The sequence below is a fragment of the Streptosporangium sp. NPDC023963 genome, assembly GCF_040639135.1.
In the GTDB taxonomy this organism is placed as follows: Bacteria; Actinomycetota; Actinomycetes; order Streptosporangiales; family Streptosporangiaceae; genus Streptosporangium.
Genome location: NZ_JBEZZK010000018.1, coordinates 1 through 26,094 on the forward strand (window position 1 = coordinate 1; position 26,094 = coordinate 26,094).

Sequence of the window (26,094 nt, forward strand, 5' to 3'; positions counted from 1 at the left end):
TGATCAAGCGCACCCAGTCCGGCGGCACTCATCTCCCCGACCCCACCACGCACCGCGATCCAGAACCGCTCCCGCTGGAACGCATACGTCGGCAGGTCGATCTGCCGTGCCGGGGTGAGGATCGCTCGCCAGTCGACGGTCACACCGTGGGTGTGGAGCCGACCCAGTGCCTCGACCAGCGCTCGGACCTCATCGCGGTCCTTGCGCGCGGTCGCGACGAACGTTCCGTCCTCGACGCTCTGCTGAGCCAGCGCGGTCAGGGTCGAATCCGGGCCGACCTCCACGAACACACCTGCCTGGCAGGCAGCCACCCCATCGGCGAACCGCACCGCCTCCCGCACATGCCGCACCCAGTACGCCGGGTCGGTCAGCAGGCCCGGCTCGGCGGGACGACCGGTCACGTTGGAGATGATCGGGATGCTCGGCTCGGCGAAGGTCAATCCGGAGACGATCTGCTCGAATTCGGCGAGCATCGGCTCCATCAGGGGCGAGTGGAAGGCGTGCGAGACGCGCAAGCGTCGGGTACGGGCACTCACCAAGCCCGCGATCTCCTCCACCGCGGCCTCGCTACCGGAGATCACCACGGCCTGAGGGCCGTTGACCGCGGCGATGCTCACATCCTGGCGACCCTCCAGCAGCGGAAGCACCTCCGCCTCGGGGGCGGCGATGGCCAGCATCGCCCCACCCTCCGGCAGCGCCTGCATCAACCGCGCACGCGCGGAGACCAGGGCACAGGCGTCGGGCAGCGAGAGCACGCCCGCCACGTGAGCGGCGGCGATCTCCCCGACCGAGTGGCCCACCAGCACATCCGGAGTCACACCCAGTGAGGTGAGCAGCCGGTACAGAGCGACCTCGAAGGCGAACAGCGCCGGCTGGGTCATCCCCGTCTCGGCCAGCACCTCGTCCGGACCGGAGAACATCGCCTCACGCACCGACCCCGGCAGCAGCGCGCAGACCTCCTCCAGCGCCTCGGCGAACACCGGGAACACCGCCGCGAGCTCACGGCCCATCCCCACCCGCTGGCTGCCCTGACCGGCGAACAACATCGCCAACCGGCCGCCACCGGCCGCTTCCAACGTCGCCGTACCATCGGCCAGAGCACGCAGACCCGCCACCAGCTCGACCTGGTCGGCGCCCACCACCGCCGCACGCTGCTCCAGCACCGCGCGACCGCTCGCCAGCGTCCAGGCGACATCCGTCACGTCGAGCTCAGGCCGCCCCTCCACCCACGACGCGAGCCGGGAAGCCTGTCCCCGAAGCGCCTCCGGAGTCCTGGCCGAGATCAGCCACGGCGTCACCGGCAACTCGACGACACCGGCCTCGACCTCGGCCTCCGCCGGACCCTGCTCGATGATCACGTGTGCGTTCGTGCCGCTCACGCCGAAGGACGAGACACCGGCCCGGCGCGGACGGTCCTCCACATCCCACGAACGAGGCTCGGTCAGCAGTTCCACCGCGCCCGCCGACCAGTCCACGTGCGGCGACGGCGCGTCAACGTGCAGCGTCTGCGGCAGCGTCCCGTGCCGCATCGCCATCACCATCTTGATGACGCCGCCGACACCCGCGGCGGCCTGGGTGTGACCGATGTTCGACTTCAGCGACCCCAGCCACAGCGGCCGGTCCTCCGGCCGGTCCTGACCGTAGGTGGCCAGGATGGCCTGCGCCTCGATCGGGTCACCCAGCCTGGTACCCGTGCCGTGCGCCTCGACGGTGTCCACGTCCGCCGTCGACAGACCGGCGTTGGCCAGCGCCTGCCGGATCACCCGCTGCTGCGCCGGACCGTTCGGCGCCGTCAGACCGTTGCTCGCACCGTCCTGGTTGACCGCGCTGCCGCGGACCACAGCCAGCACCCGGTGACCGTTGCGGCGAGCGTCCGACAGCCGCTCGACCAGCAGCATGCCCACGCCCTCGCCCCAGCCGGTGCCGTCGGCCGACGCGGAGAACGCCTTGCACCGCCCGTCCACCGACAGGCCACGCTGCCGCGAGAACTCCACGAAAGTCGCCGGAGTCGCCATCACGGTCGCCCCGCCGGCCAGCGCCAGGTCACACTCACCCGAACGCAGCGCCTGCACGGCCAGATGCAGCGCCACCAGCGACGACGAGCACGCCGTGTCCACCGTGACCGCCGGACCCTCGAACCCGAACGTGTACGACACCCGGCCGGAGGCGATGCTGCCCGAGTTGCCGGTGCCCATCAGGCCTTCCAGCTCACTCGGCACGTCAGAGAGCTGGGGCGCGTAGTCGTGGTACATCACACCCGCGAAGACACCCGTCCGGCTGCCGCGCAACCCCACCGGGTCCAGGCCCGCCCGCTCGACCGCCTCCCACGACGCCTCCAGCAGCAACCGCTGCTGCGGATCCATCGCCAACGCCTCACGCGGTGAGATCCCGAAGAAGCCCGCGTCGAACTCGCCGGCGTCGTGCAGGAACCCGCCGGACCGCGAGTACGAGGTGCCCCGGTTGTCGGGGTCGGTGTCGTAGAGCCGCTCCAGATCCCAGCCGCGGTCGCCGGGGAACTCGCCGATCGCGTCGGCACCGGCGTCCACCAGGTCCCACAGGCCCTCGGGCGAGGACACCCCACCGGGGAACCGGCAGGCCATCCCCACGATCGCGATCGGCTCGCGCGCCGCGTCGGTGAGAGAACGATTCTGCGCGCGCAGCCGTTCCGTCTCCTTCAGCGAGGAACGCAGGGCCTCGATGAGCTTGGTGTCGTTCGCAGTCATGCTCGCCTCGTACTCTTCGCGCTATCGAAAGTGGGATCTACGCGCTCGGGATGCTTTCGGTGATCGTCCGCATCACCGCTGGGGCGTGGGTGTTCAGGTAGAAGTGGCCGCCTCGGAAGACCTGCATGTCGAACGCTCCGCTGGTGTGTTCCTTCCAGCGGAGCGCCTCGTCCAGCGAGACATGGGGGTCGTTGTCACCGACCAGCGCGATGACAGGTGCCTCGATCTTGATTCCGGGCGGGCATCGGTAGGTCATGATCGCCTTGTAGTCGCCGCGCAGCGAGGGCAGGATCATGCTCACGACCTCGGGGTCGTTCAGCATGCGCAGGTCGGTCCCGCCGAGTCGCCGCACCTCGGCCAGGAGCGCCTGGTCGCCCTCCTTGTGCACCGTCTCGTTGCGTGTGCAGGAGGGCGCGCGTCGGCCCGACGCGAACAGCACCAGCGGTGAGATGCCATGTGTCAGCAGCCTCCTGGACACCTCGAACGCGACCACGGCGCCCATGCTGTGACCGAAGAAGGCCATCGGCCGGTCGGCCAGCGGGACGATCTCCTCGACAAGCCGGTCCGCGAGCGTCGCGATGTCGTCTATGCACGGCTCGTGGCGGCGTTCCTGCCTGCCGGGATACTGGACGGCCAGCACATCCAGCTGCGTGGAGAGCTGTCTGGCGACGGGGTGGAAATACGAGGCCGAGCCGCCCGCGTGCGGGAAACAGATCAGGCGGGTGGCGAACGGCGGCGCGGCCTGGAAAGACCGCAGCCACGTTCCGGTTTCGGTGATCACTTGCACTCCTTCTCCTGGTTCACCGGGAGGACCATGAATTCGGCGCCTCGAAGACCCCGGGCTCATTCCAGGAAGGAAGATGAGCGGGGGCGTCGCCGTTCCGAGGCCGGCTCGCGAGGATGCGCGACAGGGCCGCCATCACCGCGGCCACCTCTTCCTGGTCGGGCTCACCGCGTACGAACCGGAACATGACGTCGTCATCGCCGGCCATCACATCGGCAGGTTTCCGTGCTTGCGGTACGGGACCTTCGCGTTCTTCGCGCGGAGCATGGCGAGCGACCGGGCCAGGACCGCCCTGGTCTCGGCCGGATCGATCACGTCGTCCACCAGGCCGCGCTCCGCGGCGTAGTAGGCGTGCATGAGCTCCTGCCGGTACTCCTTGATCATCTCGGCGCGCGTCATCTCGGGGTCGTCGGCCGCGGCGATCTCCTTGCGGAACACGACGTTCGCCGCGCCCTCGGCGCCCATGACGGCGATCTCGTTCGTCGGCCAGGCGAAGGACAGGTCCGCGCCGATGGACCGGGAATCCATCACGATGTAGGCCCCGCCGTACGCCTTGCGCAGGATGACCTGGATACGGGGAACGGTGGCGTTGCAGTACGCGTACAGCAGCTTCGCCCCGTGCCTGATGATGCCGGCGTGCTCCTGGTCCTTGCCCGGCAGGAAGCCGGGCACGTCCACCAGGGTGACCAGCGGGATGCTGAACGCATCGCAGAACTGGACGAACCGCGCCGCCTTCTCCGAGGCGTCGATGTCCAGCGCGCCGGCCAGCGAGGACGGCTGGTTGGCCACGATTCCCACCACGTGGCCGTCGATCCTGGCCAGGGCGCAGATGACGTTGGTCGCCCACAGGGTGTGCACCTCGAAGAAGTCACCGAGATCGACGATCTCCCTGATGACCTCGCGGATGTCGTACGACCTGCTGAGCTCGACGGGCACGATGTCGAGGAGGGCGTCGCAGCGCCGGTCGGCCGGGTCGTCCGTCGGCAGGTCGGGCGGCGCCTCGCGGTTGTTGGCCGGCAGGAGCGACAGCAGGTAGCGGACCTCCTCAAGGCAGTCCACCTCGTTGTCGTAGACGAATCCGGCGGCCCCGGAGAGCGTTCCGTGCACCTGGGCGCCGCCGAGCCCGTCGTGGCTGATCTTCTCGCCGGTCACGGCCTCGACCACGCTCGGGCCGGTGATGTACATCTGCGAGATGCCGTCGACCATGAAGGTGAAGTCGGTGAGCGCCGGCGAGTAGGTGGCGCCACCGGCGCACGGGCCGAGCATCACGCTGATCTGCGGGATGACCCCGGAGGCCCGTACGTTGCGCTGGAAGATCCCGCCGTAGCCGGCCAGGGCGGTCACGCCCTCCTGGATCCTGGCGCCGGCCCCGTCGCTGAGGCTGACGAGCGGCGCGCCCGTCGCCGCCGCGAGGTCCATCAGTTTGTGGATCTTCTGGGCGTGCGCCTCGCCGAGCGAGCCGCCGAAGATCCGGAAGTCGTGGGCGTAGGCGAAAACGGTGCGTCCGTGTACGGTGCCCCACCCGGTCACGACGCCGTCGGTGTACGGTCGCCGGTTCTCCATGCCGAAGCCGCTCGCCCGGTGCCTGCGCAGCTGCTCGATCTCGGTGAAGCTACCGGGATCGAAGAGCAGCTCCAGCCGTTCGTCGACGGTGAGCTTGCCCTTGGCCCGCTGCTGCTCCGTGGCCGACTGGACATCACCGCCACGTGCCTGATCCTTGAGCATTCCGAGTTCGGCGACCCTCTCCCGCAGCGAGAGAGGTGTTTCCAGGCCGCGTTCTGTGGTAAGAGTCACGTTGCGTATATCCTCTCGGCCAATAAGCAGGGATATTCGACAATGCGCCATTCATTGCGTGAACGGATGCCCCGCCTCATTCACGCCTCATTCCAGCCCATGAGACAGCGGCGTAGCTACCGGGGCTCGCCCCTAAAGATCCAGCCGGTATTCCCCTACGCAGTCCCCTGAGACGGCCCGCGGGGTAAGGGGATCGCGCCCGGCGCCGGGCGGCACGGGGTCCCGTGAGCGGGGTCGACCCCTGCCTGTGATCCGGTGCGACCGCGCGGCGAGGCGCGCGGCCGAGCTCGTCGCCGGCCTCGGCCCCGGGTACGGCGCCACAGCCGTGCGGCGCGGTCACCTGGGAGTTTCGCGCGGCACCGTCCGCGACGACGCGTGCTCGGAAGGGATCCCCGCCCGCTGTCGGCGCGGACGGAAGCGGACGGAAGCGGGCGGAAACCGGGGGTCACCGGGTCCGCGCCGCGCACGACCCCGCCCGCCTAGTGGATTCTAGGGGTTACTCGGCTTCTCCGATCCGGCAAATAATGGTGCCGCTTGGCCGTATACGAGCGTGTGCTCCATGCGAGCCCTACAGCACGTTAGGAGAAACCGTTGGACTTTGGCCTTTTCTATTTCGCTGACGAGGCAAGGGCAGGAACCGACCAGTACCGGTTGTTGCTGGAAGGGGCCCGATTCGCCGACACCCACGGTTTCTCCGCGGTGTGGACGCCGGAACGGCACTTCCATGAGTTCGGTGGCCGCTACCCCAACCCCGCCGTCACCGGCGCGGCCATCGCGGCCGTGACGGAGCACGTCGCGATCCGCGCCGGGAGCGTCGTGGCCCCGCTGCACCACCCGGCACGCATCGCCGAGGAATGGGCGGTCGTGGACAACCTGTCCGGCGGCCGCGCCGGCATCGCCTTCGCGACCGGCTGGCACCTGGACGACTTCGCGCTCCGGCCGGAGAACTACGGCAACCGCAGGCAGGTGACGACCGAAACGGTCGACACCGTGCGGCGCCTGTGGCGGCAGGAGTCGGTGGAGGTGAACGACGGCGCCGGCGAGCCGGTCAAGCTCCGGACCCATCCGGCCCCGATCCAGCCGGAACTGCCGACGTGGCTCACCAGCTCGGGCAACCCCGAGACGTTCCGCCAGGCGGGCGAGCTCGGCGTCGGCATCCTCACCCACCTGCTCGGCCAGAGCCTGGACGAGCTGGTGCACAAGGTGGCCGACTACCGCGAGCACTTCGCCAGGAACCACGGCGGCACCGGCCATGTCGTGCTGATGCTGCACACCTTCCTCGGCGAGGACCGGGCCCGCGTGCGCGAGGTGGTCCACCAGCCGTTCACCGACTACCTGCGCAGCTCGATCGGGCTGGTCATGAAGGCGGCCGAGGAGCTGGTTCCCGGCCTGGACCCCGAATCGATGGACTCCGAGGACATCGAGTTCCTCCTCGAGATCTCCTTCGACCGCTACTTCGACACCGGCGGCCTCTTCGGCACGGTCGACGACGGCATGGCCCTGCTGCACTCCCTCGAGAAGATCGGCGTCGACGAGATCGGCTGTCTCATCGACTTCGTCCCCGACACGGACACCGTGCTCGACAGCCTCAACCATCTCGACCGGCTCAAGCGGACGTGGGAAGCGCGGTGAGTGATGATCGATAGCCTGAGAATGCGGCGCGTGCTCGGTCGGTACCCGACCGGGGTGGTGGTGATCGCCGCGATGTCGGACGGTGAGCCGTGCGGTTTCACGGTCAACTCCTTCACCTCGGTCTCCCTCGAACCGCCGATCGTGGCCTTCTGCGCCGCTCACACCTCGACCACGTGGCCGCGGATCAGGGCCGTGGGCGCCTTCACCATCAGCCTGCTGAGCGTCGGGCAGGCGGAGGTGTGCCGATCGTTCGCGACCAGGGGCGCCGACCGGTTCTCCGGCATCGGCTGGTCCACGAAGGAGAGCGGCCATCTGGCGATCGACGGCGCGCTGGCGTGGATCGACTGCGTCCTGGAGACGAGCCACCTGGTGGGAGACCACGAGTTGATCCTCGCCAGGGTGACCTCACTGGCCACGAACGACGACGACGAAGAGCCGCTGGTCTTCCATCAGGGACAGCTGCACCGGGTGTGCGCCGACGCCCTGGCCATGCCCTGCCGGACCCTCCAGACGGTCTCGTGACCCCTACCCCGCACAAAGCCCAGGCCCATACCCGGACCTGGGCTTTTTGCCGTACGTCCTGCCCCTGCCCGCATCCTTGACATGAGTGAGCGCCCCGCGGTCGCCGGGCGGAGCGCTGGGGGCTCAGGCAGGGCGGCGTCGGATACAACGCGCGCTTCCTCCACGGCACGAGCGGCAGCTCCTCCACGGCACGAGCGGCGCCGGTCGCCTTCCCCGCGCGACGCTCCGGTCCCTCCCGGACGTCGGCCGGACGTCGGCGCGATCGCCCCGGCCCCGTCGATCCTGTACGGTCGCGACCGGGATCGGGCGACATTCTGAGAGGAACACGGAGGGCGGCCCATGGGCTGGGAACTACCCCTGGACGACATCGCGAACTACCAGCCGAACCTGTACACACCAGAAGATCTCCACGAGTTCTGGCAGAAGACTCTGGACGAGGCCGCCGGTCACCCGTTGAACGTGACGGCGGAGCCTGTCGAGGACACCCCCCTGCGGTCCGTGACCGTCTACGACGTGACCTTCGCGGGGTTCGGCGGCCAGCCGGTCCACGCGTGGTATCTCGTGCCGAAGGACGCCGACGGCACCCGGGCGACCGTCATCGAGTACATCGGCTACGGAGGCGGTCGCGGCCTCCCCCACGAGTGGCTCTACTGGTCCGCGGCCGGCCATCCGCACCTGGTCATGGACACCCGCGGTCAGGGCAGCGCCTGGCGTACGGGAGACACCCCCGACACGGGCACCTCGGGGAGCCCTCGCGTCCCGGGGTTCCTGACCGACGGGCTGCCGGACCGCGACTCCTACTACTATCGCCGCCTCTTCACCGACGCGGTCCGCGCGGTGGACGCGGCCGCGCTGCTTCCCTTCGCCGATCGGGAGCGGCTCGTGACGACCGGGACCAGCCAGGGCGGCGCGCTGTCACTCGCCGCCGCGGCCCTGCATCCGACGGTCGCGGGCGCGATGCCCAACGTCCCGTTTCTCTGCGACATCCGGCGTTCCGCTCACATCGCCACGCAGGGCCCCTACGCCGAGCTGGTGAAGTGGTGCCGCACCCATCGCACCGAGGCCGGTGCCGCCCTGGCCATGACCGCGTACTTCGACCTCGCGGTCCTCGCGCCCCGTGCGAGCTGCCCGGCGCTGTTCAGCGTGGCGTTGCGTGACGAGACCTGTCCGCCTTCGGGGGGCTACGCGGCCTTCAACCGCTACGGCGGCCGGAAAAAGATGATCGCCTACGAGTGGAACGACCACGAGGGAGGCGAGGCCTTCCTGCTGCGCGAGCAGGCCGAGTGGCTCTCGCGGCTCTTCTGACCCCGGACCCCGCCGGGGAGGCGCGCGTTCCGTGATCTAGACCCCGTGCGGGGAGGCGCGCGTTCCGTGACCCGGACCCCGTGCGGGAACGGGAAGATCACCGGCGGGCGGGAAGACCTCGAAGCGCCGTGCCCGCCGGCACCGGCTTTCGACAGCCGGTTGCGGGGAGGGAACGCGTTTTCGAGCCGACCGCGACGTACGATCGGTCAATGACCGAAATGACCGAAACCACGCCCGGCTGGCTCGCTCCCGAGGAACTGGAGTCGACCCGCGCGCGGATGCCGATCCTCTACATCGACGCCGTACCGGTACGGGTCGACGAGACGGGAGTGGTCACGCGTGTCGGCCTGCTGCTGCGCATCGGGGCGGACGGAGCGGTCAGCCGCGCCCTCGTCTCCGGCCGCGTGCTTCACCATGAGCGCGTCCGTGACGCGCTCATGCGCCACCTGGAGAAGGACCTCGGCCCGACGGCACTGCCCCGCGTCCCCGCCTCTCCGCAGCCGTTCACCATCGCCGAGTACTTCCCGACCCAGGGCATCACCCCCTACCACGATCCCCGGCAGCACGCGGTCTCCCTCGCCTACGTCGTCCCGGTCGCGGGGGACTGCCGTCCCCGGCAGGACGCCCTCGACCTTGTCTGGTTCACCCCCGAGGAGGCCTCGTCCCCGCTGGTGCAGCAGGAGATGCTCGGCGGGCAGGGAGTCCTGCTGAAGCAGGCCCTCGCCCACGTCGGCTGCCTTTCCTGACCGCCCGTTCCCGTTCCGGCGGCCGCCCGCGCGGGCGCCTTCCCCGCGAGTGGCCGGTGCCGTCCGGCCCGGCCTCGGGGCGGGACGACCCCGGGACCGGCGAACGGCCTGACGATCACGACGGCTCGCCCAGCCGGTCGGTGACGATCAGCTCCACGACCCGGTGGGGCTGCTCCCGCCTGACGGCGTGAAGGGTGGGACCGTCACGGACGGACACCAGGTAGCAGCCGGAGCGTGGACCTATGGTCACCGTGGCGGCGCGCCGCCCCTGAGCGATCACTGCCAGCTCGGGCGGGCGCCGGTCCGTCCGCGAGCGCAGGCCGGCCCGTCCGGGCCAGGCGGGAGCCCCCGGGCGGGCGGCGAAGAACCCCAGGCTCATCGCGTGGTGGCGGTGGGCGCGGATCCCCCGCTCGATCAGCAGCCGCTGCACGACCGCCAGCGCCCTGTCGTGGCGTTCCGCCGTCGCCTCGTCGACCATCACCCGGGACTCAGCCCGCACCCCACGCCGTGTCACCCATCCTCCAAAGTCGGACTCACCGGATCCGGATGGCGAGGGTCGCGGTTCTCACCATCGCGACGACCTTATGAAGAATCGTCACCACCAGTGTTCACGATTTCCCGTGAACAAAACGCCGGATAAGACTAGAAGGCCATTCGACTTTCCAGACCGCGCAGCTGTTCGGGAACGGTCCGGTAATAGGTTCCCAACTGTCTGACGGCCTCTCTGGCCGTAGGGTGGAATCGCGCCATCTGCGGGGCGATTCGCTCGGCGTTGAGCACTCGTCTGAGCGCTTTGTCGTGTTCTTTGAGTAACAGGTGCGTTCTGGACATGTCTATTTCGTGATGCGCCCTGCGCTCGGCGTAGAGCCTGGAAGACGGCGTGAACCCCGAGTCCAGGCGGATCGCCGTGTCGTAGTCACCGAGTTCCGTCGCCACCGCGCACCCGTGGATCACCGCGTTGACGGGATTCACCTGCAGCCCGTACGGGTCGGGCCCCGGCCGCGCGTCGAGCCGCGCCGCCGCCTCCGCCGCGAGGCCGTGGTGCTCCCAGGCGTCCGCCCCGTGCCCCATCCGCGCGGCGGAGACGGCGGCGCGCAGGTGGAGGGAGCCGTAGACCTGCAGCCCCGCCGTTTCCGACCGGTCCACCTCACCCGCCGCCCGCTTCACCATGGTCAACGCGATGTCACCGGACCCCAGGGTGAGCAGCAACAACGCGCGCGACAGGGAGACCAGGTGCCGCAGGTGCGGGTCGTCGGCGCGTGGCGCGGCGATCGCGGCCCGCTCGATGGCGACCTGTGCCAGGTCGTTGTAGCCCAGTCGCCGGGTCAGGGACACCGCTATGGCGTACGCGTGGTTCAGCAGGCGCCACGCCCTCGGAGCGTCCGACTCGACCGCGTGGACCGTCAACTCCTCGATGGTCGCGGGCAGGCGGGCACCGAGGCGGACGTGCGCGGCGGCCCCCTGCAGTTTCTGGAGTTTGACCAGCTCCGCGGCGAGCTCGTCGAGCGACCTGGGAGGAACCTCCAGCTCGGGGGAGACGTCGGCGTAGGCCAGAGCCCGCCTGATGGGGGGCATCGCCGCGCGCATCGCCTCGGTGCGCCTGTCCACTCCCCTGTCCGGCCCTCCGTGGAACCGGCCGACGATCTCGGCCGCGTCGACCGCGCACGCTCTCGCCACGGCCGCGACAAGCGAGGGGGTGGCCCGCTTGTGGCCCGCCTCCACCTGCGCGATCAAGCTGCGAGAAACATTCGCTTTCGCCGCGAGGCCGATTTGGGTGAGCCCTCTGCGTTTACGCGTCCTGGCAATTCGACGACCTGTGGATTCGCTCTCACCATCCGGATCGGGATCCCATTCCTGCCCGGTCATCCCGGCACCTCCCCGCGCCCGCGCGACATCTCCACGATAACGGCCCGCCGGCTCCGCCGAGATGAACATTCCCGCCGGGCGGTTTCCTTTCCGGTGTGAAATCGCCCGCCGGTCTTTCTTTCACAGGAAACGATCATCGGATCGTCCGGGATCCGCCGGATCGATCTTCCGGGGCCCCGGGCGCACGCGGGACCCGAACCGGCGGGGACGCTCCGGACCGGCGGGAACGGTCAGAGCCGGCGGGAACGGCCCGGACCGGCGGGAACGATCGGAGCCGGCGGGAACGGCCCGGACCGGCGGGAACGATCGGAGCCGGCGGGGACGGTGGCGCTCAGACCCGCCCGACGACGCCGAGGATGCTGGGCCTGGTGAAGTCGACGGTGACCTCCCCGTCGTGTCCGGGTCGCCACGCCTCCACCGGGACGACGCCCGGCTCCAGCAGCTCCATTCCGCCCAGCAGCTCGGTCAGCCGCTCCGGGCCGCGCGGGACGATCGCTCCCGCGGTGGTCGGACGGTAGACCTCCTGCGCGGCCTCGTGCGTTTCGGCACTGACCTCGCCCGCGAAGGCGTGCGTGACGACCAGGTGGCTGCCCGGGGCGAGCCGTTCGCGGATCGTGGCCATGATGTGGGTGACCAGGGCCTCGTCGGGGATGAAGTGCAACATCGAGATCATCAACACCGCGACGGGCCGGCCGAAGTCGATGTCGCTCTCGATCTGCGGGTGCGCCAGGAGCTTCTCGGGTTCCCGCATGTCGGCCTGGACCACCGAGGTGAAGGGACTGTCGTCCAGGAGCGCGCGGCCGTGCACCAGGACGATGGGGTCGTTGTCGACGTAGACGACCCGGCTCTCCGGCGCGACGCGACGGGCGACCTGGTGCACGTTGTCCTGCGTCGGCAGCCCCGACCCGATGTCGAGGAACTGCCGCACGCCCTGACGCGCGAGAAGCTCGACGACCCGCGACAGGAACGCCCTGTTCTCCCGGGCCATCTCGCGGATGCCCGGCAGTATCCGGATGAACCGTTCCGCGGCCTCGCGGTCGGAGGCGAAGTTGTCCTTGCCGCCGAGGTAGTAGTCGTACATTCGCGCGACGCTCGGAATGTTCGGGTCAACCCCCTCAGGAACAACCTCTTGTTCGGCCATGCCCTCACCACCGTCCCTCGTTTTCAGGGAATGATATGAGGAACCCATGAAGATATGGATATTTATTGATATATACGGACGAATCATGCCCTCGTCACGAGGGCGGCTCCACTCCCGCCACCTTCCGGGGATTTCGCGCCACGGCTCGTGAAGTCCAGAGAGCGTGGCGGGCCCGTGGTGCGCGGCCGGTCCTTCCGGTGCGGAGTGGGGAGACCGTCACCGATCTGCGCTGGTTCGGCTGCTCACCGAGCTCCATATCTGGCCTGTGGCAGAATGTGATGAATGCGGTTTCATGCTGACCTGCACATTCACTCGAAATACGCCCGGGCCTGCAGCAGAGACAGTGATCTGGAACATCTGACATGGTGGGCGCGGCGCAAGGGCATCGCGCTGATGGGCACCGGTGATTTCACACATCCGGTGTGGTTCGAGCAGTTGCGCGAGAAGCTCGTACCGGCGGAGCCCGGGTTGTTCCGGTTGCGTGAGGAAAGCGCCCCGGACGTCCTCGGGCCGCCGCCCGCCGGGGTGACCTCCGACCAGGTGCGGTTCATGCTGTCCACCGAGGTCTCCACGATCTACCGGCGCGGCGAGCGCACCCGCAAGATCCATCACCTGGTCTACATGCCGGGCTTCGACGAGGCCGCGGCGTTCAACGCGAGGCTCGAACGGATCGGCAACCTGAGCGCGGACGGGCGGCCCGTCCTCGGCATGGACTCCCGCGCCCTGCTGGAGATCACCCTGAGCAGCGGCGACGGCGCCTACCTGGTGCCCGCCCACGTCTGGACGCCGTGGTTCGGCGTCTTCGGTTCGAAGTCCGGGTTCGACACGATCGAGGAGTGCTACGGCGAGCTCTCCGAACACATCTTCGCGCTGGAGACCGGGCTGTCCAGCGACCCGGCCATGAACTGGCGGGTCTCCGCCCTCGACCGCTACCGTCTGGTCAGCCACTCCGACGCCCACTCGCCGCCCATGCTCGGCCGCGAGACCACGGTGTTCGAGACCGACCTCGACTACTTCGCCGTCCTGCGAGCGCTCCGGACCGGGGCCGGGTACGCGGGAACGACCGAGTTCTTCCCCGAGGAGGGCAAGTACCACGTCGACGGGCACCGCAGGTGCGACATCCGGATGGAACCCGAGGAGACGCGCGGGCGCGACGGGATCTGCCCCATGTGCGGGAAGCCGCTCACGGTGGGCGTGCTGAACCGGGTCCAGGAACTGGCCGACCGGCCCGACGGTTTCCGGCCGGAGGGCGTGGCGGGTTTCCGCAACCTCGTACCGCTGCCGGAGATCGTGGGCGAGATCCTCGACGTGGGGTCGAAGAGCAGGAAGGTCCTCAGGGAGGTCGACAGGCTCACCGCCGCCCTTGGGCCCGAGCTGGGCATTCTGGAGGACGTACCGGTCGGCGACATCGCGGCCCACTCGCCGCCGCTCGCGGAGGCCGTCGGACGGCTGCGCCGCGGCGAGGTGATCCGGGAACCCGGGTACGACGGCACGTACGGCGTGATCCGGCTCTTCGAGCCGGGCGAGCTGGAGCGGGCGGACGAGGCCACCACTCCGACGCTTTTCTAGGCTTCCGTACTGCTTTCCAGACTTCCGTACCGCCTCTCGGTGCCCCGTTCACCGAAGCGCGCTCATCCTGGCGAGAGTGGCGGCGAAGAAGGACCGCGGGGCCTGCGCTGCCACCACGAACGCGTCCGCCGCGCTGTCCACGTCGGTGAGACGGGGCATCGGGGCGACGCTCAACCCGGCCTCCCCCAGCCTCCGCAGCTGGATCTCGCCGGCGGTCGGCTCCGACATCGGGACGCCGAGCAGGAGGGCGGGGTCGGGGGCGCGCAGCCCGAGCAGCCAGAACCCGCCGTCCGCCGCCGGGCCGAACACCGCGTCGTAGGCACTGAGCAGGGACAGCGCGTAGACCAGCATGTCCGGGGTGACCTGCGGGGTGTCCATGCCGATGAGCACGACAGGCCCGGGCAGGAGCCGGTGGGCGTCCTCGAGGGCCGCGGCGAGCCGCTCGTCCGGCCCGTTCCCGCGCTGCGGCAGCACCGTGAACCCGTGCGGGAGCCAGGGTCCCGGGGCGCCGTCGAGCGCGAGCACGCGCCGGGCGACAGGGACGCGGGCGACCGCGCGCAGCGTGTCCTCGAGGGCGGCGGCGGCCAGCGCCGCCGCCTCGTGCGCGGTGAAGGGCGGGATCAACCCGGTCCCGGCCTTCCCGGCCACCGGCTCCCCGGCGATCACCACGACCTGCCCCCTGGGCAGCCCGCCCTGGGACGGCACGCGCCGCGACGGCTCATCCCAGGCCCTCTGGTTCGGGGACGCCTCGACACGGAGCGTTTCGTCCCGGGAGCCATGGAGTGTTTCGCCCCGGGAAGGTTCGGCCCGGGTGTACGAAAACGGGCCGGTGCCGTACCGCCCGTTCCCCGTGCCGCTCACGCGTCCGCTCGATCGGCCATGACCCGGTGCGTCGGAGCCGCCCGCTCGTCCGGGCCGGGCGACACCACGTCGATCTCCATCGTTCGACGCTAAGACCGGCGGACGGGCTCACCCCTGAGGGACGGTGGCGTGCTGCCAAGAAATGACCAGTTCAGGCCCATGGTCAGAGAATGATCGGGAATTCGGGCCGCCGGGTGCCGACGGCTTCCGCCTCACCGGCCGGAGCCGTCGGCACCCGGCCGGAGCCGGAGATCCGCGCCGGCGAGGACGCGTCCGTCGCTCGCGGCCCGCGTACGGGGCACATCCCACCGGCCCTGCCCCGCACGGCCCGCGTGAACTCCTACATGGTCTGCGTGAACGTCCGGGAACTGCTCTCACTGCTGAGGTAGCTCTGGTAGCCCGGCCCCCACGTCCAGGTCTCCGTACGATCGCCCTTCCTGACGGTCACCGCCCCGAAGAGCGAGCACTCGCCCGGCACGGCGGGCCGGGGCGGGATGAGAGCGGCGGACGCGACCGGCGCGGTGAGCGCCACCGTGAGGGCGGCGAGGGCGGCGGTGGTGATGCAGCGTGCAACGGACATGGGTTCTCCCATGACGTGCGGATGTTTCCACGGAGATATCACCTTATTTCCGGAAAGACGAACCACATCGACCATCAAAAATCATACCGAGCCACATTCGGCACTATTACCCCTTTTATCCACTTATGTTCTCGACGGCACCCGGGAGCGAGAGGCCCTCCGGCTCACCCGGTGTCCCTCCTGATCCCCGCGAAGAGCCGCTCGGCGGCGGCCCCGTCCCACGCGAGACGGTTCGGATCCTCGGGATGCGGACGGGTGGGAACCGTGGAGAACGTGACCGAGCCGGGCGCGAACTTCGCCATGCCCCGCGCGATGGCGTACATCGCCCCCAGGTCGAATCCGGCATCGGTCCTGACCGATTTCTTCACCTCGGTGATGAGGGCGAGAAGCCTCGCGGGGTTGTCCATTTGACTGTTCGCCTTCATGAGCAGCCTGCTCATGAAATGCTGCTGGCGCTTGATCCGCTCCAGGTCGGTCCCGTCGCCGAAGTTGCGGAGCCGCACGTAACCCAGCGCCTGCTCGCCGTCGAGCAGAAGACGCCTTCCCGCGGGCAGCCGCAGCTTCGCCTTGTGATCGTCCACCGGCCGCGGCAGCGTGACCTCCACCCCGCCGAGCGCGTCGACCACGCCCTTGAACCCGGAGAAATGGATCTCCACCGCGTGGTCGACATGGATCCCCGTGGTCGACTCGACCGTCTTCCACGCGCACGACAGCCCGCCCGCGTGGAACGCCGAGTTGATCATGTCGGTTCTGGCCGGAAGCGCCGTCCCGTCCGGGGACTCGCAGGCGGGGATGCGGACGATCGAGTCCCTGGGGATGTTGACGACCCGGGTCTTCCGCCGGTCGGCGGAGATGTGCAGCAGGATCATCGTGTCACTGCGCATCCCCGCGGCCTCGCGCCAACGGGGGCTGAGCGCCTCGCCGTCGACCCCGACCACCAGCACGTTGAGGGCCTCTCCCTGCTTGTACGGGCGGTCTCCCGAGGGACCCGGCACGGACGGGCCCGGTGCGAGCGGGCGCCCGCTCAGGAGCACGACGGGAACGACGGTGACGGCGGCGGTGACCGCCGCGACCAGCGCGAGCATCGGCCAGCCGCGCATCGCGCGGGGCAGCCGCCATCGGGAGCGGGCCGGGGCGCGGGACAGACCCCGGGGGGAACCGGCCGAGGCGTCGAGCAGGCGCGCGCGCTGGTGCGCGAGCGTGGCGGGCGGTTCGTGCTCCAGCTCGCGGCCGAGGTCGCGGAGCATCGTCAGATCGTCCATGGTCACTCCTCCTCGTGCATCGGATTGCTGTCGCCGAACTCCGCGCGTACCTTCCGCCTGGCCCTGTTCAGGCGGGACCGCACGGTGCCGATCGGGATGTCCAGCGCCCGGGCGACCTCCACGTACGACAGGTCGCTCCAGGCGACCAGCAGCAGGACGTCGCGGTCCCCGGACGAGAGCCCGGCCAGCGCGCGGGCGAGCGCCGGGCGGGTCACCTGGGCGGTGACCTCCGCGACCACCCGGTCGGCGGGGGGTTCCACGGTGCCCTCGGCGGGGCTGCGCCGCAGCGCCCGGTAACGGGCGGCCTCGGTGCGGTGGTGCCGGGAGACGAGCCTGGTGGCGATGCCGAACAGCCACGGCCGGGCGTCGGCGTAGGCCAGGTCGTAGTGGCTCCGGCGGGCGAAGGCGACCAGGAACGTCTCGCCGACGAGATCTTCGGCGATCTCCGGGCCCAGCCGCCGGGAGACGTACCGGTAGAGCATTCCGGAGTAGCGGTCGAACAGCGCCGCGAACGCCTCCGGGCGGGTCCGCGACTCGTCGATGAGGTCGCAGTCGCGAGTCTGGGCGGTGAGTGGCGCGGTCATCGCGGGCACCATGGCATGAAGGCCGGCCTTCCCGTCGGAAAAGTGATCAGCGATGTATCGCCACGACCCCCCGACCGGGTTCACGGTCCGCGAGACGGCCCACGAGACGGCCTGCCCGCGAATCGCGCGGCTTCCCCGGACCCGGCCTCGCCGGGCCGACCGGTCTCCGTCAACCGCCCTGCGTCAACCGGTCCGCGTCAACCGGCCTGTCTCAGCCGGTCCGCGTCAGCCGGTCCGCGTCAGCCGGGTCCCGTCCCGGGGTCGCCGATCGAGCGCAGGACGGTGTCGGGGACGACGAGGTCGGCGCGGGAGCGGGTGGTGGCGATGAGGTCGGCGTTGCGCTGGTCGGTTCCCAGCGCCCAGGCCACCGCGGCGTCGGGGTCCTTGCCGAAGCGCTCGTGCCGGGAGACGAGGCGGCGCACGCGCTCGTCCGGGTCGAGGTCGCAGTACCAGACCTCGTGCAGCCAGGACCGTACGCGCACCCAGTCGCCCTGGTCGAGCAGCAGGTAGTTCCCCTCGGTGACGACGAGCCGGGCGGCCCGCGGGACCGGGATGCTGCCGGCGATCGGCTGTTCCAGGTCGCGTTCGAAGGCCGGCGCGTAGACCGGATCGTCCTCGTCCTCGCGCAGGCGGCGCAGGAGGGCCGCGTACCCGGCGGCGTCGAAGGTGTCCGGGGCACCCTTGCGGTCGCGGCGCCCGAGGCGGTCGAGCTCGACGTCGGCGAGATGGAAGCCGTCCATCGGCACGTACGCCACCCACTCCCGCTCCGGCAGGCCCTCGGGAGGCGCCGGCCGCAGCAGGCGGACCAGGTGTTCGGCGAGGGTGGTCTTGCCCGCCCCCGGGCCTCCGGTGACGCCGAGCAGCGCGCGGTGCCCCTCCCGTACGAGGGAGCGCGCCCGGACCACCAGATCGTCGAGGGATGTCATCGGAGCAGACCACCCCGAACCGGGACAGTCGAGGTGGTCGTCATCTGAACGAACGTAGCCGAGCTACCCGCCGACATCCAGCGCGGTCCGTGCGCATCGGCGGCGTGGTGCAACGTTTCCTGGTTTTTCGGCGTCTAGGCCATGACGATGGAGAAGGGACGGCATGTGGACGACGAGCCCGGTTTTGATGACTTCGTGGCCGAGCGGGGTGAGGCGCTGCTCCGCTACGCGTACGTTCTGACCGGCAACCCCCACGACGCCGCCGACCTCGCGCAGGAGGCGCTGACCCGGTTGCGCGACGCCTGGCCGAGGGTGCGGCGCAAGACCGACGCGCACGGTTACGCCCGGACGACGATGGCGCGGCTGCACGTCAGCATCTGGCGGCGGCGCAGGCGCGAGCATCTCACCGGGGAGCCGCCCGAGCGGGCCTGGGAGGCGGTCTTCCCCTCCGACGAGGACCAGGGACTCTGGCAGGAGCTGGCCGCGCTGCCCCGCAGACAGCGCGCCGTGCTGGTGCTCCGCTACTACGAGCAGCTGGCCGACGCCGAGATCGCCGAGGTGCTCCGCATCTCCCAGGGGACCGTGCGCAGCCAGGCCTCCCGCGGCCTGGACAAGCTGCGGTCCTCCCTCTCCTCCTCACCGGCGGCCCACGGGAGCACGCGATGACCGACATCGAAGACAAGCTGAGCCGCGTCCTGGCCGGAGCGGCGGACCAGGTGCCCGAGCGGGCGCGGATCAGGCTGTCCGCGGCGGTCCGGGCACGCCGCCGCCCCCGGCGGGCGCCCGCCGCGCTGCTCGCGGCGGCGGCCGTGGTCGTGGTGGCCGGCGGGGCGGGTACGGCGGTGCGGACCCTGGGCCCGCCGGCCGTGAAGCAGCCCGCGGTGAACGCCACGGACGCGCAGGGGCCGACGCCCCGGCCGACCCCGGCACCGGCCCCGGAGGAGAAGCCGCCGCCCATCGAGCGGGTATGGCCGCGGGCCCTGCACAAGCTACCCGCCAAGCTGCCCGACGGCCGCGCCTACCACCCGCAGTCGCTTCTCGACGACCGCACGATGCTCGTCATGACGGGGAGGAGCGACGGGACGAGGCAGTTCCTGTGGACCTACGACCTGAAGGGCGGCGGCCCCCGGCGGATCGCCGAGATCCCGACCAGGAACTCGACGCTCTACGCCGAAGACGTCACCGCGGGCGGCGGGGACGTCGTCTGGTGGGCGTCGTACAAGGATCCGGGCAGGCAGCGGGTCGCCCGGATCTGGACGGTGCCCGTCGGCGGCGGCATCCCTCGGAAGGTGGCCGACGTCCCGCTGGAGAACATCATGAAGAAGGGCCACATCGGGAAGCTGGAGGTGGTGGGCCGGGACGTGGTCTTCTCCCGCGAGAGCGGTGGGGTGTACCGGGTGCCGCTGCGCGGCGGAGAGCCGCGGGCGGTGCCGGGGACCGACGGGCGGTACCTCCTGCGGTGGCCCTGGGTGGGCCGCCACACCGATCGGGACAACCTGCTCAAGCAGGGCGATCTGGCCAAGCTGATCGTCTTCGCCGAGCTGTTCGACGTCGAGACGGGGGAGCGGCGTGACGCCGTGGTCAAGCCCGACGAGGGATTCGTCAGGTGCGGCGTCAACCGGTGTCACGGCCAGAGCCTGCCCACGGGGGCCGGCCCACGCAACTTCGTCCGCGACCGCGACGGCTCCCGGGAGCGGACGCTGCCTCCCGATGTCCAGCTGGGCGACGATCCCGGCCTGGAGCGGTTCTACAAGAGGATGCCCATGGAGGGCGGCGTCTTCCTCTACGACCTGGTCACCGGCACGTCCGCCGATCTGGGCGTACGCCAGGACAAGAGGAGAGGCATGCTCATCCCCGACGGCGGCTTCGACCGGCTGATGGCCTACCGGGTCGGGAAGAGGATGTACGTCGTGGACCTGGCCGCCATCAGGTGAGGGAGGGAAGGGCCGGGGCTCGTGCCCGGCCCCGCCTTTCGGGGAGCGTCCGGGGATCAGCCGGAGTCGGCGTTGAAGGACAGCTCGGAGGTCACCCGGTAGCGGTCGCCGCGGTAGATCGAGCGGGTGAACTCGACGATCCGGCCGTTGACGTCGCGGGTGGTGCGCTCGAAGAGCAGGGCCGGGGCGTGCTGGGGGACGTGGAGGAGCTCGGCCTCGGTCTCGTCGGTGACCGTGGGCTCTATCGTCTGCACGGCGCTGCGGACGTCGACGTTGAAACGTTCCCGTAGCAGCCGGTAGAACGAGCCCGACTCCATGTCTGCCGGGACCAGTCCGTCGACCAAGGCGTACGGCAGGTGGATGCGCTCGATCGCCATCGGCTCGTCGTCGACGACGCGCAGCCGCACGACCCGCAGGACGGCGTCGGCGGGAGAGAGCTGGAGCCGGCCGGCGAGCCGGGCGCCCGCGGGGGTGGAGCCGAACTCCAGGATCCGGCTGAGCCAGTTGCCCTCGGCGGGCGGCGCGTAGAACGAGTTGCCCGTGGTCGAGGCCAGCGCCTGGGTGACCCGGTGCGGTCCGGTGAACGTGCCGCGCCCGTGCTCGCGGACGAGCAGCCCCGACATGACCAGATCGTCTATCGCCGCGCGCACCGTGGGCCGGGAGACCCCGAGCTCCTTGCAGAGATCCCGCTCGGAGGGGATCGCCTCGCCCGGCTTCATGTCGGCGATGAAGTCGAGCAGGACGTCGCGCACCCGGTCGCGCTTAAGCCCGGACCTCATGTTTAGAGTCACCGCCCCAGCTTACCAAGATCTTACCTATTTGTTACCTGTCGTCCCCTAAAAAACAGGCCTTGACGACAGAAGTGGTAAGAGCCACCCTATGCGGAGCAGGCCAATTACTTACCAATATCTGACCTCTGGGAGTACCGATGGGGTACCGCCTCCGCGCCACCGCGGCAGTGTTGACACTCGCCGCAGGCCTCACCGCATGCGGCTCCTCCGAGCCGTCCCCCTCCGCGGACTCGCCCGGCTCGGCCGGCACCGGGCAGGGCTCCACGAACCTGACCGTGTGGGTCATGCGCGACAGCTTCTCCGACGCCCTGCTCGACCGCTTCCGCACCGACTACCAGGCGGCCCACCCCGGCGTCACCCTCGACATCCAGATCCAGGAGTGGGACGGCATCGGCCAGCGGGTCACCAGCGCCCTGGCCAGCAACGACGCCCCGGACGTCATCGAGGTCGGAAACACCCAGGTCGCCGAGTACGCCGCCAGCGGCGGGGTGAAGGACCTCACCGACAAGATCACCGATCTGGGCGGCGCCGACTGGCTGCCCGGCCTGGCGGAACCGGGCAAGATCGACGGACGCCAGTACGGCATCCCGTGGTACGCCGCGAACCGGGTGGTCATCTACAACAAGGACCTGTTCGCCAAGGCCTCGATCACCTCTCCGCCGAAGACCAGGGACGAGTGGCTGGAGGTCACGGCCAAGCTCAACAAGGGCGGTGACCAGGGCATCTACCTGCCCGGCCAGAACTGGTACACCCTCGCGGGATTCATCTGGGACGAGGGCGGCGACCTCGCCGTCAACGAGGGCGGCACCTGGAAGGGCGGCCTGGGCACCCCCCAGGCGCAGGCCGGGGTCGAGTTCTACCGGAAGCTCCAGGCGCTGGGCAAGGGCCCCAAGGACTCCGACGAGGCCAGGCCGCCGCAGGCCGACGTCTTCGCCAAGGGCGACGTCGCCCAGCTCATCTCCGCCCCGGGCGGCGCGGTGGCGATCGAGAAGGCCGACCCGGACCTCAAGGGCAAGCTCGGGTTCTTCCCCATCCCCGGCAAGACCGCCGACAAGCCGGGCGCGGTGTTCACCGGCGGCTCCGACCTGGTCATCCCCGAGGCGTCGAAGAACCCCGAGGCGGCGTACGAGGTGGTCAAGGCGCTCGCGGGTGAGAAGTTCCAGACCGACATGGCCAAGGAGATGAGCTACGTGCCCAACCGCGTCTCCCTCGCCGGAGTGCTGAGCGACAACGAGGCGACGGCCGCGATGGCCGCGGGCGCCGCCAACGGGCACGCCACCCCCAACTCCCCCAACTGGGCGGCGGTCGAGGCCAAGAACCTGATCAAGGAGTATCTGACCAGGGTGCTCACCGGAGGCGACCCCGCCACCGAGGCCGCCACGGTGGACCAGGGCATCGCCGAGATCCTCAACACCAAGTCCTGACACCCGTCCACCGCGCACCGGCCCGCGGGAAACCGTGCCGGACCCCCCACCCGCCCGTACCGCCCGCCCGCCCGCCCGCTCCGAGGAGTGTCATGCCCGCTGCCCCCCAGGCCCCGGCGGGGCGCCCGACACGGCGGCGCGCCCGCGACCGGGACGCCTCCGCACCCGAGCAACCCGAGCAACCCGAGCAATCCGAACAGTCCGGGCAGTCCGGACGGAATGGACCGCCCGGACGGCCGGGACCGTCCTCGGCGCGGTCCGGGGCGCGGCCGTCCCGGATCGCCGGCCTCTGGCCGTACCTGCTGATCGCGCCCACCCTGGCGGGCACCGCCTACCTGCTGCTCTACCCGCTGATCCGCAGCGTCGTCATCTCCTTCCAGCACTTCAGGACCGGTGAACTCATCCGGGGCGGCGCGGAGTTCGTCGGCCTGGGCAACTACGCGGAGGTGCTCGGCGGGGCGGAGTTCTGGGCCGTGGTGCGCAGGACCCTGGCCTGGACGGCCGTCAACGTCGTCCTGATCATGGTCATCTCCACCGCGGTGGCCCTGATGATCGCCCGGCTGGGCCGGGGGATGCGCCTGGCCGTGCTGGGCGGCCTGGTGCTCACCTGGGCCACCCCCGTCCTCGCCGCCACCACGATCTTCCAGTGGCTGTTCCAGTCGCGGCTGGGGGTGGTCAACTGGCTGCTGGTCACGCTGGGGTTCGAGTCCTTCAGGGACTACACCTGGTTCGCCGACGGCACGTCCACCTTCGCCATCCTGGTCGCCCTGGTCGTCTGGCAGTCCGTGCCGTTCGCCGCCCTCACCCTCTACGCGGGGCTGACCACCATCCCCTCCGAGCTGTACGAGGCCGCGCGGATCGACGGGGCGAACGGGCGGCAGGTCTTCACCGCCGTCACCTTCCCCATCCTGCGACCGCTCTTCGGGCTGATCGCCTCGCTGGAGGTGATCTGGGTGTTCAAGTGCTTCGCCCAGATCTGGGCGATCAGCAAGGGCGGCCCGGGAGAGGCCACCACCACGCTGCCCGTCTACGCGTTCCAGGTCGCGCAATCGCTCCACAAGTACGACCTCGGCTCGGCGATCTCCACCCTCACCGTGCTGATCCTGATCGCCCTGCTGATCACCCACCTCCGGCGGATGCTCAAGCACGAAGGGGAGGAAACGTGACAGTCCTGACACCCGGCCGCCCGGCACCGGACCGCACACCGCCCGGCCGCCTGACGTCCGGCCGCCTGCTGCGCCGCACGCCGCTGAACCTGGCGGCCCTGGCCGTGCTGGCCGTCTCGGTCTTCCCCGTCTACTGGATGGTGCTGACCGCGTTCAAGCCCACCAGGGACATCCAGTCGCAGACCCCGACCTTCTGGCCCGCCGACCCCACCCTGGATCACTTCGCGACCGCGGTGAGCGCGGACGGTTTCTGGACGTTCTGGCGCAACAGCCTCACCGTCACCGCGAGCGCGGTGCTTCTCGCCCTGGTGGTCGCGCTGCTCGCCGCGTTCGCGGTCGCCCGGATGCGCTGGCGCGGGCGCAAGGCGTTCATCCTGATGGTCTTCATCGCCCAGATGGCCCCCTGGGAGGCGCTGCTGGTGTCGATGTTCATCATCGCCCGCGACACCAACATGCTCGACAAGCTGTCGATGCTCACCCTGATCTACTTCATGACGACGCTGCCGTTCACCATCGTGACCCTGCGCGGGTTCCTCGCCGCCATCCCCCCCGAACTGGAGGAGGCGGCGCTGATGGACGGGTGCGACCGGGCGACCGCCTTCCGCCGGGTGGTCCTGCCGCTGCTCGCCCCCGGTCTGATGTCCACCTGCCTGTTCGGCTTCATCACCGCGTGGAACGAGTTCGCCTTCGCCAACGCACTGATCATCAAGAACCAGGACGACCGGACCCTGCCGGTCTGGCTCTCCTCCTTCAGCAACGTCTTCGGCACCGACTGGGGGGCCACCATGGCCGCCTCGACCCTCTTCATGCTGCCGGTGCTGCTGATCTTCCTCGTCCTGCAGCGCAGGGTCACCTCGGGAATGATCGCCGGCTCCGTCAAGGGGTGAGCGGGCCTCCCCGGGCCCCGCTCCCCGCCACGCTCCCTCACCGCCACGCTCTCCCACCGCCACGTCTTACTCCCCGCCACGCTCTCCCACCGCCACGCCTTCCTGCCGCCATGCCCTCCCACCGCCACGCCTTCCTGCCGCCATGCCCTCCCACAGCCATGCCCCTCCCACAGCCATGGTCCCCTCAACCCACGCCCCCCTCACAGCCATGCCCTCCCTCCCACCGTCCACAGGCGTGCCCTCCCGGGACGCCGCGAAGGGAAGACCAACGTGATCATTCCGAGGCCACGGGAAGTGGCCGTCGACGGAGGCTCCGTCGCGTTCCGGCGGGACCTCCTGCGGCTGATGCCCGACGACCCGTCCCTCGACGAGGAGGGCTACCGCCTCGACGTCTCCCCCTCCGGCGTCGAGCTCACCGCCGGCGGCCCGGCCGGCCGCTTCTACGGCACGCGGACCCTCTCCCAGCTGGGGCCGCTGATCCCGTACGGGACGATCGAGGACCGGCCGAAATTCGCCTGGCGCGGGGTGATGCTGGACGTCGCCCGGCACTTCATGCCCAAGGCGTTCATCCTGCGCCTCGTCGACCTGCTCGCCGAGCACAAGCTCAACGTGCTGCACCTGCACCTCACCGACGACCAGGGATGGCGCCTGGAGATCGAGCGCTACCCCCTGCTCACCGAGGTCGGCGCGCGACGCGGCGGCTTCTACACGCGTCAGGACGTACGGGAGATCGTCGCGTACGCGGCGGAGCGCTTCGTCACCGTGGTGCCCGAGATCGAGATGCCCGGCCACGCGCAGGCCGCCATCGCCGCCTACCCGCACCTGGGCAACGACCCGTCCCGCGCGGTGGAGGTCTGGCAGGAGTGGGGGATCAGCGAGCACGTCCTCAACCTCGAGGAGTCCACGATCCGCTTCTGCCAGGACGTGCTCGACGAGGTCTGCGAGCTCTTCCCGAGCCCGTACGTGCACGTCGGCGGCGACGAGTGCCCCACCGTCGAGTGGGAGCGCGGTCCGCGGGCGCGGGAGAGGCTGGCGGAGCTGGGGCTGGCGGGCCCCCGGGACGCGTGCGCCTGGTTCATCGGCCGGATGGCCGCGCACCTGGAGAAACACTCGCGCAAGCTGGTCTGCTGGGACGAGCCCGAGCGCGAGCCCACCCCCGGCACGACCGTCATGGTCTGGCGCGACGAGCAGGCCGAGCGCGGCGGCAACGACATCATCCTGGCGCCGCACACGCGGACCTACTTCGACTACCGCCCCTCTGCCGCGCCCTTCGACGACCAGCCGGCCGATCCGGACCGGCCGACCGTCCAGGAGAGCGTCCTCACCCTGGCCGACACCTACGCGTTCGCGCCCGACCCGGCCGCGCGGGGCGTGCAGTGCCAGCTGTGGACCGAGTACATGCCCACGCCCGAACGGGTCGAGTTCATGGCCCTGCCCAGGATGTGCGCCTTCGCCGAGGTCGCCTGGGGCTCGCCCGGCGACTACCCCGACTTCCTGCGGCGGCTCGGCCCGCACCTCGCCCGGCTCAGCGCCCAGGGCGTCCGCGGCGGCCCGCTCATCCCCTAGATCCGCACATCCCGGCAAGCACCCAGGAAAG

At 70.3% G+C, this 26,094-nt stretch carries 24 protein-coding genes; 11 read left to right on the plus strand and 13 right to left on the minus strand.

Annotation, left to right across the window (positions count from 1 at the left end; translation table 11 throughout):
- The 4 genes from AB0F88_RS36255 to AB0F88_RS36270 all read right to left on the minus strand — a co-directional run.
- Positions 1–2,723, minus strand: a 2,723-nt coding sequence (locus AB0F88_RS36255; RefSeq protein WP_362695051.1) for a type I polyketide synthase, incomplete at its 3' end; no start/stop codon positions are given.
- Between the two features lie 37 nt (positions 2,724–2,760).
- Entirely contained in the window at positions 2,761–3,504 is a 744-nt protein-coding gene (locus tag AB0F88_RS36260) for an alpha/beta fold hydrolase (RefSeq protein WP_362695055.1), read from the minus strand.
- Between the two features lie 19 nt (positions 3,505–3,523).
- The gene (locus AB0F88_RS36265; protein WP_362695058.1) at positions 3,524–3,715 is read right to left on the minus strand and encodes an acyl-CoA carboxylase subunit epsilon; all 192 of its coding nucleotides are present in this window, start codon (positions 3,713–3,715) and stop codon (positions 3,524–3,526) included.
- The gene (locus AB0F88_RS36270) at positions 3,715–5,232 is read right to left on the minus strand and encodes an acyl-CoA carboxylase subunit beta (protein WP_362695445.1); all 1,518 of its coding nucleotides are present in this window, start codon (positions 5,230–5,232) and stop codon (positions 3,715–3,717) included. Before AB0F88_RS36270 ends, AB0F88_RS36265 begins: the two co-directional genes overlap by 1 nt.
- 660 nt (positions 5,233–5,892) lie before the next feature.
- Between AB0F88_RS36270 and AB0F88_RS36275 the strand changes: the two genes are divergently transcribed.
- The 4 genes from AB0F88_RS36275 to AB0F88_RS36290 all read left to right on the plus strand — a co-directional run bounded on the left by AB0F88_RS36275 (position 5,893) and on the right by AB0F88_RS36290 (position 9,506).
- The gene (locus tag AB0F88_RS36275; RefSeq protein WP_362695061.1) at positions 5,893–6,933 is read left to right on the plus strand and encodes an LLM class flavin-dependent oxidoreductase; all 1,041 of its coding nucleotides are present in this window, start codon (positions 5,893–5,895) and stop codon (positions 6,931–6,933) included.
- Between the two features lie 21 nt (positions 6,934–6,954).
- Positions 6,955–7,455: a flavin reductase family protein gene (locus tag AB0F88_RS36280; protein ID WP_362695447.1), complete on the plus strand. Its 501-nt coding sequence runs from the start codon at positions 6,955–6,957 to the stop codon at positions 7,453–7,455.
- Positions 7,456–7,794: 339 nt separating this feature from the next.
- Entirely contained in the window at positions 7,795–8,760 is a 966-nt protein-coding gene (locus tag AB0F88_RS36285) for an acetylxylan esterase (RefSeq protein ID WP_362695064.1), read from the plus strand.
- Between the two features lie 209 nt (positions 8,761–8,969).
- Positions 8,970–9,506 carry an NUDIX hydrolase family protein gene (locus AB0F88_RS36290; RefSeq protein WP_362695067.1) on the plus strand — a complete coding sequence of 179 codons (537 nt, stop codon included), beginning with the start codon at positions 8,970–8,972 and terminating at the stop codon, positions 9,504–9,506.
- A 115-nt stretch (positions 9,507–9,621) separates the two neighbouring features.
- On the opposite strand, the gene AB0F88_RS36295 is transcribed toward AB0F88_RS36290, so the two are convergent.
- From AB0F88_RS36295 to AB0F88_RS36305, 3 genes are all read right to left on the minus strand, one after another.
- Positions 9,622–10,020 (minus strand): hypothetical protein, encoded by a 399-nt coding sequence (locus tag AB0F88_RS36295; protein WP_362695070.1) that lies wholly within the window; start codon positions 10,018–10,020, stop codon positions 9,622–9,624.
- 128 nt (positions 10,021–10,148) lie between these two features.
- On the minus strand, positions 10,149–11,372 hold the full coding sequence (locus AB0F88_RS36300) for a helix-turn-helix domain-containing protein (protein WP_362695073.1): 1,224 nt from the start codon (positions 11,370–11,372) through the stop codon (positions 10,149–10,151).
- 331 nt (positions 11,373–11,703) lie between these two features.
- Entirely contained in the window at positions 11,704–12,561 is an 858-nt protein-coding gene (locus AB0F88_RS36305) for an SAM-dependent methyltransferase (protein ID WP_362695076.1), read from the minus strand.
- A 234-nt stretch (positions 12,562–12,795) separates the two neighbouring features.
- Here AB0F88_RS36305 and AB0F88_RS36310 point away from each other — a divergent pair, with 234 nt between their 5' ends.
- Positions 12,796–14,082 (plus strand): endonuclease Q family protein, encoded by a 1,287-nt coding sequence (locus AB0F88_RS36310; RefSeq protein ID WP_362695079.1) that lies wholly within the window; start codon positions 12,796–12,798, stop codon positions 14,080–14,082.
- A gap of 48 nt (positions 14,083–14,130) precedes the next feature.
- On the opposite strand, the gene AB0F88_RS36315 is transcribed toward AB0F88_RS36310, so the two are convergent.
- The 5 genes from AB0F88_RS36315 to AB0F88_RS36335 form a co-directional block, all read right to left on the minus strand.
- A complete protein-coding gene (locus tag AB0F88_RS36315; protein WP_362695082.1) occupies positions 14,131–14,787 on the minus strand; it encodes a DUF2064 domain-containing protein in 657 nt (218 codons plus the stop codon).
- A gap of 496 nt (positions 14,788–15,283) precedes the next feature.
- Positions 15,284–15,523 carry a hypothetical protein gene (locus AB0F88_RS36320; protein WP_362695085.1) on the minus strand — a complete coding sequence of 80 codons (240 nt, stop codon included), beginning with the start codon at positions 15,521–15,523 and terminating at the stop codon, positions 15,284–15,286.
- Positions 15,524–15,687: 164 nt separating this feature from the next.
- Complete coding sequence (locus AB0F88_RS36325; RefSeq protein ID WP_362695088.1) at positions 15,688–16,785, minus strand: LCP family protein; 1,098 nt, start codon at positions 16,783–16,785, stop codon at positions 15,688–15,690.
- A gap of 2 nt (positions 16,786–16,787) precedes the next feature.
- Positions 16,788–17,369, minus strand: coding sequence for an RNA polymerase sigma factor (locus AB0F88_RS36330; RefSeq protein ID WP_362695091.1), 582 nt, complete (start codon positions 17,367–17,369; stop codon positions 16,788–16,790).
- Between the two features lie 239 nt (positions 17,370–17,608).
- Entirely contained in the window at positions 17,609–18,295 is a 687-nt protein-coding gene (locus tag AB0F88_RS36335) for a nucleoside/nucleotide kinase family protein (RefSeq protein WP_362695094.1), read from the minus strand.
- 141 nt (positions 18,296–18,436) lie between these two features.
- Here AB0F88_RS36335 and AB0F88_RS36340 point away from each other — a divergent pair, with 141 nt between their 5' ends.
- Positions 18,437–18,961, plus strand: a complete 525-nt coding sequence (locus AB0F88_RS36340; protein WP_362695097.1) for a SigE family RNA polymerase sigma factor — start codon at positions 18,437–18,439, stop codon at positions 18,959–18,961.
- Positions 18,958–20,229 carry a hypothetical protein gene (locus tag AB0F88_RS36345; protein ID WP_362695100.1) on the plus strand — a complete coding sequence of 424 codons (1,272 nt, stop codon included), beginning with the start codon at positions 18,958–18,960 and terminating at the stop codon, positions 20,227–20,229. The genes AB0F88_RS36340 and AB0F88_RS36345 overlap by 4 nt, the downstream gene beginning before the upstream one ends.
- A gap of 56 nt (positions 20,230–20,285) precedes the next feature.
- Here AB0F88_RS36345 and AB0F88_RS36350 read toward each other — a convergent pair whose 3' ends face one another.
- Positions 20,286–21,020: a GntR family transcriptional regulator gene (locus AB0F88_RS36350; protein ID WP_362695103.1), complete on the minus strand. Its 735-nt coding sequence runs from the start codon at positions 21,018–21,020 to the stop codon at positions 20,286–20,288.
- A 167-nt stretch (positions 21,021–21,187) separates the two neighbouring features.
- On the opposite strand from AB0F88_RS36350, the gene AB0F88_RS36355 reads away from it, so the two are divergent.
- The 4 genes from AB0F88_RS36355 (at position 21,188) to AB0F88_RS36370 (ending at position 26,063) form a co-directional block, all read left to right on the plus strand.
- The gene (locus AB0F88_RS36355; protein WP_362695449.1) at positions 21,188–22,444 is read left to right on the plus strand and encodes an extracellular solute-binding protein; all 1,257 of its coding nucleotides are present in this window, start codon (positions 21,188–21,190) and stop codon (positions 22,442–22,444) included.
- A 92-nt stretch (positions 22,445–22,536) separates the two neighbouring features.
- Positions 22,537–23,610, plus strand: a complete 1,074-nt coding sequence (locus AB0F88_RS36360; RefSeq protein WP_362695106.1) for a sugar ABC transporter permease — start codon at positions 22,537–22,539, stop codon at positions 23,608–23,610.
- Positions 23,607–24,497: a carbohydrate ABC transporter permease gene (locus AB0F88_RS36365; RefSeq protein WP_362695109.1), complete on the plus strand. Its 891-nt coding sequence runs from the start codon at positions 23,607–23,609 to the stop codon at positions 24,495–24,497. Before AB0F88_RS36360 ends, AB0F88_RS36365 begins: the two co-directional genes overlap by 4 nt.
- A 270-nt stretch (positions 24,498–24,767) precedes the next feature.
- Positions 24,768–26,063 (plus strand): beta-N-acetylhexosaminidase, encoded by a 1,296-nt coding sequence (locus AB0F88_RS36370; RefSeq protein ID WP_362695112.1) that lies wholly within the window; start codon positions 24,768–24,770, stop codon positions 26,061–26,063.
- Positions 26,064–26,094 lie beyond the last annotated feature (31 nt).